Raw genomic sequence first — 8,890 nt, 5'->3', positions numbered from 1 at the left:
CATTGCTTATTGTAAGATCGCAACAGACACGATAGTTTTTTCTTTCATCGGCAGAATAAGCCGAGACAAATGGGGGCGACAAGAATGCTGAGGAAATTGGCACTCGTCTATTGCGGCGTGATCTTCTCGCTGCTGACGCCGGTCGTGGCGCAAGCCAAGACCTATTACTGGATCTCACATGGATCACCGGCGGACCCGGTCTGGACCTACTTCCTGGCGGGGGCAAAGCAATGGGCGGCCGATACCGGCAATACCGTCAAAACCTCGTTCTTCAACGGCGATGTGGCGGCGCAGCAGGAGGCCGAGCGCGAGGCCATTGCCGCCAAGGCGGACGGCATCGTCACCAGCAGTCCCGATCCCGGCAGTTTGGTGAAAATTGCGCAGGAAGCGAACGCCGCACATATTCCAATCATCAACTTCAACACGCCTGACCCCACTGCCAGCTTCAATGCCTATGTCGGCGGCGACAATGTTGTTTTCGGCCGGCACTGGGCGCAGTATTTGGTCGATCATCACCTGATCAAAGCGGGTGACTTTGTCTGGATGCCAGTCGAGGTTCCGGGCGCCACCTATGGTGTGCAGGAGGAGCAGGGTGCCGCGTCGGTTCTGAAACCCCTGGGCATAACCTGGGAAGTTACGGATTCGACCTTGGACCAGGCTGAAATCATCAGCCGCATGTCCGATTACCTTACGGCACACCGTCAGAAGATCAAGGCAATCATCGGCTTGGGCGATCTTGTTCAAGGCAGCATCAAGCGAGTTTTCGATCAGGTCGGCGTCAAGCCGGGTGAAATCCCGGTTATTGGCTGGGGTGACTCGCTCGATACGACGCAGGAAGTGCTCGACGGCTACGTCGTAGCGGCGCAATGGCAGGACCCGCAGGCAACGAGCTACGTTGCACTGTCCCTCGCTGCCATGGCGGCCAGCGGCATTCCACCCGGCTTCAACGTCATCACCGGGGCGCTCTACGACAAGACCACCGCAAACATCTACGCCAAGATTTTGTCGGGCAAATAGCTGAGGCGCGAGGCGGATGGTTCTGGCACCGTCCGCCTCCACATTGTTCATCCCCAACGGATCACGGACCTCATTGTGGAAAATAGCCTCGTCCGACGCCTGATCGGCACGCCCGAATTGGGACCGCTGATCCTCCTCATCGTCGAAATTGCCGCCTTTGGCACCCTCAACAACGACTTTCTCTCTCCCCTCAACATTAGCAACATTCTAGCCTTCACCGTCGAGCTTGGGCTCATCGCCCTGGCAATGACCCTGCTGATGACATCGGGGGAATTCGATCTATCCGTAGGATCGGTCTTCGGCTTCTCGCCGGTCCTGTTATGGACTCTGCACAATAGCGGCTCGGCGTCGCTTGTGGTGTCTTTCATCATCGCCATGGCGGTGGCCGCACTCATCGGCCTCGTCAACGGCCTATTCGTGACCCGACTGAAGATCCCTTCCTTTCTGGTGACGCTCGGGATGTTATTGGTGGTGCGCGGCACTGCCCTGATCATGACCAGCGGCTTTCCTCAACGCACCTGGAGTGCCAGTGGTAATTGGCTGGCTCAAATTCTGGCAGGCGAATTCCGCATCGGTGACTTTCGGATTTACGCGTCGCTGTTCTGGTTCGCGGGCGTGGCCCTGCTCCTCGGCTATGTGCTGACGCGCACGAAGGTCGGCAACTGGATCCAGGCGTCTGGCGGCAACGCCAATGCGGCCCGCGCCCGCGGTGTGAACGTCGATCGTACGAAGGTTGCGCTGTTCATACTGTGTGCCCTGGTTGCCTCGCTCGCCGGCATCATCAGCTCGATCCGCACATCGGCTGCCAATCCCAATAGCGGTACCGGCTATGAGCTGGAGGTGATTGCGATGGTGGTTATCGGCGGCACTGCGCTGACCGGCGGTCGCGGCACGATCGTCGGTACCGTGCTCGGTGTTCTGATTTTGCGGGTCATGCGGAACGGCATCATTTTCGTCGGTGTTCCCGGCCTCGCCTATAATCTCTTCATCGGCGCCATCATCCTCGGCATGATGGCGCTGCATTCCGGTCTCGAACGCCGCCACAACGCGGGGACTTAGTTTATGGTCGAACCCTTGATTCGCATGGCCAATGTCAGCAAGTCCTATGGGCACATCCAGGCGTTGACGAGCGCCAACCTAACGGTTGGAGAGAGCGAGATCGTTGGCCTGTTGGGGGATAACGGCGCCGGAAAATCGACGCTCATCAAGGTCATGTCCGGCGCCATTCCATTGACGAGTGGTGAGATCTTCGTTCGTGGCAGGAAGGTCGACATCCGTAGCACAAGGGACGCCATCGCCTGTGGCATCGAGACGATCTATCAGGATTCCGCGCTGGTCCCGCAGCTGTCCATTGCGCGAAACCTGTTCCTCGGGCGTGAACCGCTCAAGGGCCCGCGCTTCCTCAACCTGATGGATCACGCCACCATGGAGAGCGTGGCGCGCGACCTGCTCAAAAAGGTCGGCATCAGCAAGAACATCCCGCCCAGCACACCGATCGGATCGCTTTCTGGCGGCGAGAGACAAGCGGTTGCCATTGCGCGCGCGATGTATTTCGACAGTGAGCTGATCATTCTCGACGAGCCAACCAATAATCTTGGCGTCGCGGAGACACAGGGCGTCTTGCGCTTCGTCCGCGGCGCGCGGGATTCCGGTCATTCCTGCATCTTCATCGCCCATAACATCCATCACGTTTTTCAGGTAGCCGACCGGATCGTCGTCATGCGCCGCGGCAAGGTGGTAGCCGACGACATCTACCCCAAGCACTCAACGGTCGAGGCGGTCGAACGGGTCATTACCGGCGTCGCGGAATTTGGCGACGGCTGAACCGCAGGGTGGCGGTGCTCCGCTTCCAGTATTTGTCGTCAGGTTCCGAAACCCGATTATCTTGAGTTCGGAATGCCAAAATGCTATAGAGAAGGCATAACCGAGCGATCTGTTCCATAAGGCAGGCGGGTTCTAATTCCCCGCGGTGGCAGAACTCGGCGGCCTGTGGCAGCTAGCCACTCTCACCGCAATTCTTCAACGATCTAGCGCGTCGTTCACGCTCCAGATCCATTGATGAGTTTTGGGTGGGCCAAGCTAGCTGCCCCCATTGCCGACCTTATAAAGGCAATCTCGCCCAATAGGCCAAGAAACAGACAGGAGACTGCTATGCCAACCTATGATCTACGCTTGTACAAAGAGGAATCGTTTCAGTCTACCGCGGGAATCTTTGTTGAGAGCAAGATCTTTGAAGCTCCAAACGATCCCGCTGCCATTGATATGGCTAGAAATTCGAAGATATTCCCCTTCGACAACAGCGATTTTTACATAGTCTACAAAGGAAAACAGATGATCTATACTGAACATCTCTGAGTGCGATGTATTGCGGCTCCGATGGCCGCCGCATCCTGTCCTCGCGTTGCGAAGGCGTCCGGGGTCCAAGTGAACGGAACTCGAGAGGCTGTAGCTGGCTCACCCGGTGGTTGTATCGTGACATTCGATCCTGCGATTGCCCTGGGTCACTCCGCGGCATGGTCCCAGCTGAACACCGCTCAATCGGCAACTCCGCGTATCGCGGCCATCACATCCCTCTGAATGGCGACAAACTCGTCTGAGCCGATCATTCTTTGATGTCGCGGTCTCGGCAACGCCACAGGAAAACTTTGCTTGATATAGCCTGGCGACATTCCCATCACCACGATGCGATCGGAGATATACACGGCCTCCTCCACGTCGTGGGTGACGAACAGTACTGTCAGTCTGTGTTCTTCCCAGATGCGGGTCAGCAACTGCTGCATTTGATGCCGGGTCAACGCATCCAGGGCGCCGAAGGGCTCGTCCATCAGCAGCATTTTCGGTCGATAGGAAAGCGCCCGGGCAATCGCTACGCGTTGCTTCATGCCACCGGAAAGCTGACTGGGATACGCCTCCGCAAATTTTTCAAGATTGACAAGTTTCAGGTGCTCATCGGCTAAGTCGCGAGACGCATTTTTCTTGTAGCCCGCCGCCTTGAGTGCGAATTCGACGTTCTGTCGCGCGGTGAGCCAGGGAAGCAGGGTGTAGGACTGGAAGACCACACCCCGATCCAGCCCCGGTCCTTTGATCGGCGCGCCGTCTACGAGAACGGTTCCTTCATCATAGTCCTGCAGACCTGCGACGATGGAAAGGATCGTGCTTTTGCCGCAGCCGGACGTGCCGACGAGTGAGACGAATTCGTTATCTGCAAGAGTGAGACTGATGTCTCGTAAAGCAACGGTCTGCGAGCGGCCGCTCCCGAAGGTCTTGCTCAGGGCGGTGATTGCGAGCTTCGGGGCGGTGTTCACCGAGACACGCTCAGATAGCGAAAAAGGACCTTTTCCAAAGCTTTCATCACCTGGTCCGTGATCAGTCCGAAAATACCAAGAAGAAGGATATATCCGATGATCGTCTGAGTTTGAAAAAAGCGCTGCGACACAGTGATGCGGTAGCCAAGACCGGAGGTCGCCGCGACCAATTCCGCCAAGACAAGCCAGGTCCAGGCCCAACCGACGCTGATACGCAGCGTATCCCAGATACCAGGCAAGGCCGATGGCAAGACGATGCGCCACAGAATACGTCGCTCGGGAAGACCGAGTGTGCGGCCGAGGCCGATGTAGTCGGCCGGCACGCGCTTTACGTTGTCCATCACCATCAGCACTTCCTGAAAGAAGGTACCGATCCAGATAATGAGGAACTTCTGCCAGTCACCCGTGCCGGACCACAGGATCGTCAACGGTACAAAGGCGACTACGGGCATGTAACGCACGAAATCGACCAGCGGCTCGATCGCCGCTTCCCAAACCCGGAAACAGCCGATCAGGATTCCAACGGGAATGGCCATCGCGGAGGCCAGCGCGAAAGCGATGGCTATGCGGTAGAGGCTGATGATGGAGTCCTGCCAGAGCGTGCCGTCGAGTGCGAGCGACACCATGCGATGCCAGACGGCACCTGGGGCGGGCAGAAACAGCGGTTGCACGAGGCCACTGAACGTCACCGCCCACCAGGCAAAGCCCAGTGTAAGGAAGACAGCGACGGCGATGGCGAGATGCAGCTTTCCATCGAGTTCCGCACCAATGCGGAAAAGGCGCCTTCGCGGGCGGCGCCTTTTATCGGCGTCAAGCATGGTCGAGGCGTGTCATCAAAACCCTATTGCGCGGACTGCACGAAGCTTGGGTCGATGAGCGTATCAGCCGATACGCCATCCGTGGGCAGGCCGGCGTTCTTGGCGGCCTGCTTGACGTCAAGGAAGGTCTTGTGAGCGAAATCGCCTGTCAGGGCGGCTTTATTCTCGCTGACAGAGTAGTAGCGTACGCCATCGAAGGCGGTCGCCAAATCCGCCGGCGTATCGCCGACCGCCTTGGCGATGATCGCGCGATCCGCTGCGGTATGCGCCTGATAGTCTTCCAGCGCGGCACCCCAGGAGGCGATCAGCGCTTTCACGGCATCGGGACGTGATTTAAGGACATCATCGCGTACCACAAGCACGTCGCTGATGAGACCGGGATCGGTGCCGGCCGTATAGAGCAGCTTCACATTGGATCCGTGCGCAAGCGCAGCACTGATATAGGGTTCATAGGTTACGGCAACGGGAACGCGCCCCGCGATAAGGGCAGTTCCCGCATCGGCTGCGGGCATAGGCACGACATTCACGTCCGAGATGGTCATTCCATTCGCGTGGAGCGCATAGTTGAGCAGGATGTCGCTTGTCGTTCCCTGTTCGAAGGCGACCTTCTTGCCCTTCAGCGCAGCGATGGAGCCGATATCCTTATCGGCGAGAATGGCATCGGCCTTGAGGCTGAAATCCAACAGCATAACGATCTTGATGGGCAGGCCGGAGGCTGCCATCACCATCGCCGTATGGGTCGCGACATTCGCAGCATCAAGCTGGCCACTCGCCAATGCCGCGTTGAGATCCTTGTCTTCCGTGAAATTGATGATCTTCACGTCGCTGAGGCCATTGGCAGCGAAGATGCCTTTGGCCGACGCGACATCCCATTGTCCGTAGCCGAGCCAGGGTTCCGTGCCCATGCGGATGGGCTTGCTGTCGGCCGCCTGAGCTTGCGCAATACCGAGTCCCAATCCGAGAATAGCCGCCCAGCCTGCCGTCTTTGCCATTCGTCTCTTCGCCATGTGACGTCTCCCAATGCAAAGAATTACGGCCCCAGCCTTCCGTTGCCGACAGTCGGGCGCTCGTTCGGCCTGCAGGATGCAAGCCCCAAACCCGGCAACTGTCAATCATATGATTAGACATTATTATGCCTAATTCGACGTCGAGGAGGGGGCGAGATGGCTATACGGCGCGTGAAGCACGAGGCGATGGCCGCGGCCGGCTTTGTCGAGCCATGGAGCATTCGGGCCGGAGCTTCGGCCGGGCTCCACCTTACCTGCTGTGATCCATCAGCTCGTGTTCGCATCGTGCAACTGGATAGGCCGGAGGGGCCGCGGCCGGTATCCGGCTGGATCGTGATTCCGGGGGCTCCAGTGGCTGCAAGAGATCTTCGCCTGGGGTCCTGGATAGAAATCCCATTGCCGGAGGCGAGGCTGCACGCAGCGCAACATCTGCGTTTCACGTTCGAGTGCCTGCTGACGACAAATCCGACGCCACGAACCCTGTTGCGGCTCGGAACAATTGCGCTGCAGGTCCTCCCTGAAGGTGTTGTTCTACAAGAAGGGCCCGCCGAAGCTCGTGCCGAGCACCCCTTATGGGCCGACCGCTGGATGCGCGTCACGCTCTCCATCGACGACCATGCTATCCGTCTGATGATCGATCAAGAATCGAAGACAACAATGCTCACGCTGCCAGTCACACGGAACTGGAGAGCGACGAGCATCAATCTGGGTGGCGATGACGACGAGATCACCGTCAATGCCTGCTGGGCTCGGCCAGTGTTGACACTCGACAACATCGATGTCGCCGTATGGCACTTTCCCCCGGGACCGCCGGTTGCGAAGCTATCGCCTGTTAGGGGCGACTGGCCGCCACTCGCGATCCACAATCTTCCAACGTTCGCGATGGCGTCGATGCGATGGGACGGGACAATCCACGATCCTCGGCTGGACCCCACGCAGTATGACGCGATTCACTGCCATGATGACGACATGGCTGGGCTCGACTGGCCTGTCACCCATCACATCCAGTCGCCAGAGGATGCTGAAGCCGGTATTTACGCCGCGGAGATTACGACAGTGCAAGGCATCGAGCGGATTCCGTTTTTCCTACGCGCCAAGGCACGCAGCGCTCCGCTGGTTTTCCTTGTGCCGACCCTCACCTATCTGGCCTATGCCGATGAAAATCTGCCCCAGGCGCTCTTCCCCTGGCTGTGCCATGATCGCGGCAATCGTTTTGCTCAAGACAATGGTTTGCTCAGCCTCTACGATCGCCATAGCGACGGCAGCGGCGTCAGCTTAACCACGACGCGTCGCCCGAAGGCGACGCTTCGCGATGATCATCTCTACCCGCTGTCCGGCAGTCCGCATCTTCTTCCCGTTGATCTGCAGCTGCTGCGATTTTGCCGGAATGAAGGCATCGCTTTCGATCTCGTGACGGATCATGATCTGCATCAGGAGGGAAGGACAGCGTTGGTCGGCTATCGCGGCGTCTTCACGGGGAGCCATCCCGAGTATTGGACGACGCCGATGCAGGATGCGCTGCGCCATTTTATCGACAGCGGCGGCTCACTCGCCTATCTCGGCGGCAACGGGTTCATGTGGGTCACGGCTGTGAGGGCAGACCTTGTGGAGGTTCGCCGCGGCCAGGGGCTTGGCGCACGGACTTGGGATGGTCATCCGGGCGAGATCAACCTGTCGCTCACAGGCGAAATTGGTGGTCTATGGCGAGAGCGTGGCCGCTCCGAATTCTCTGTCGTTGGTACGGGTATGACCATGATGGGCTTCGGCCCGGCTCGCCCCTATCGCCGCCGCATGGCGAGCGATGCGGCGGACTATTTTTGGGTTTTCGAGGGGGTCACCGAGAATAGATTCGGTCTCGCCGGCACCGTCCTTGGCGGGGCGGCAGGATACGAGGTAGATCGCACGGACCCCGCGCTCGGGACGCATCCGGAGACTGTCGTGCTTGCGGCGGCGACCGGCTTCGATGAGAGCTATGCGACCGATCCGAACGAGTTTTTTGCTACGCCTCAGGACCGCGCCCGTGCGCGCGTCGCTGAAATGGTGATCCGACGCACGCCGCAAGGCGGCCTGATCTTCGGCGCAGGGTCTGTGGCTTGGTGCGGCGCTTTGCCCTCTGGGGGTGAGGTCACATCGGTCGGTCAGATCACCGCGAATGTTTTGCGACGGATGGCGTAATTCGAAGCGACGTGTTCCGGAAGCTGCGCTGTTACGGCCGGCGGCGCTTAAGGGCAGTGCGGCTGTGACGATGCCCTACGCTGCCACCCTCGGCCGGACATGTCCTCTGACCAAAGGGGATAAAGGACGGCGGAGCAAGACACCGTAACTCGCTGATTTGCTTGATTGTGATCCAGCCTGCCATGACCGGAAAAAGGTGGGGCATGTCCGCGGCGGGATTCGAACCCACGGCCCCAGGATTCATACCACTTCGGCTTTCGCCGCCCGGCCCGTACAGGGGCCGGTTCGTGGTCTGGACTGTCCCTTCGCCCTAGGCCCGAAGGCCCTTAGGCGCCGCCCATCCAGTCTCTACACCTTCCCGCATCTGGCGATGCCGGCTTGGCTCGGGATTGGCACGGCAGCCAAGTGTGGCCACCAAGCTTTCCCCGACTTTGAGCAGATCCGCCGCGTGGTTTCCCGGCGCGGCGCCCAGTTCGAAACAAGGAATCCTGTGCTCTATCCTGCTGAGCTACGCGGACATGGAAGCTCCTCTTTACTGAAGCGGCGGCCAGGCGGCAAGCACTGCCCA

At 59.1% G+C, this 8,890-nt stretch carries 7 protein-coding genes; 4 read left to right on the top strand and 3 right to left on the bottom strand.

Features of this window, described 5'->3' with window-relative positions:
* Positions 1-96 precede the first annotated feature (96 nt).
* From VL752_RS10450 to VL752_RS10440, 3 genes are all read left to right on the top strand, one after another.
* Positions 97-1,017: a substrate-binding domain-containing protein gene (locus VL752_RS10450; protein WP_325354873.1), complete on the top strand. Its 921-nt coding sequence runs from the start codon at positions 97-99 to the stop codon at positions 1,015-1,017.
* A 75-nt stretch (positions 1,018-1,092) separates the two neighbouring features.
* Entirely contained in the window at positions 1,093-2,076 is a 984-nt protein-coding gene (locus tag VL752_RS10445) for an ABC transporter permease (RefSeq protein ID WP_325354871.1), read from the top strand.
* 3 nt (positions 2,077-2,079) lie between these two features.
* Positions 2,080-2,841 (top strand): ATP-binding cassette domain-containing protein, encoded by a 762-nt coding sequence (locus VL752_RS10440; RefSeq protein ID WP_325354869.1) that lies wholly within the window; start codon positions 2,080-2,082, stop codon positions 2,839-2,841.
* 710 nt (positions 2,842-3,551) lie between these two features.
* Here the strand turns inward: VL752_RS10440 and VL752_RS10435 are convergent.
* The 3 genes from VL752_RS10435 to VL752_RS10425 are packed head-to-tail and all read right to left on the bottom strand — an operon-like array spanning position 3,552 to position 6,147.
* The gene (locus VL752_RS10435) at positions 3,552-4,322 is read right to left on the bottom strand and encodes an ABC transporter ATP-binding protein (RefSeq protein ID WP_325354867.1); all 771 of its coding nucleotides are present in this window, start codon (positions 4,320-4,322) and stop codon (positions 3,552-3,554) included.
* Positions 4,319-5,140, bottom strand: coding sequence for an ABC transporter permease (locus VL752_RS10430; RefSeq protein WP_325354865.1), 822 nt, complete (start codon positions 5,138-5,140; stop codon positions 4,319-4,321). The genes VL752_RS10435 and VL752_RS10430 overlap by 4 nt, the downstream gene beginning before the upstream one ends.
* A gap of 23 nt (positions 5,141-5,163) precedes the next feature.
* Positions 5,164-6,147: an ABC transporter substrate-binding protein gene (locus VL752_RS10425; RefSeq protein ID WP_325354863.1), complete on the bottom strand. Its 984-nt coding sequence runs from the start codon at positions 6,145-6,147 to the stop codon at positions 5,164-5,166.
* Between the two features lie 396 nt (positions 6,148-6,543).
* Here VL752_RS10425 and VL752_RS10420 point away from each other — a divergent pair, with 396 nt between their 5' ends.
* Positions 6,544-8,322: a N,N-dimethylformamidase beta subunit family domain-containing protein gene (locus VL752_RS10420; protein ID WP_325354861.1), complete on the top strand. Its 1,779-nt coding sequence runs from the start codon at positions 6,544-6,546 to the stop codon at positions 8,320-8,322.
* Positions 8,323-8,890: the final 568 nt, after the last annotated feature.

Origin of the sequence: Acidisoma sp. (assembly GCF_035492295.1) — a bacterium.
GTDB lineage: Bacteria > Pseudomonadota > Alphaproteobacteria > Acetobacterales > Acetobacteraceae > Acidisoma.
Note: the sequence above shows the minus strand (reverse complement) of the source record. Positions and strands in the feature narration are given on the sequence as shown.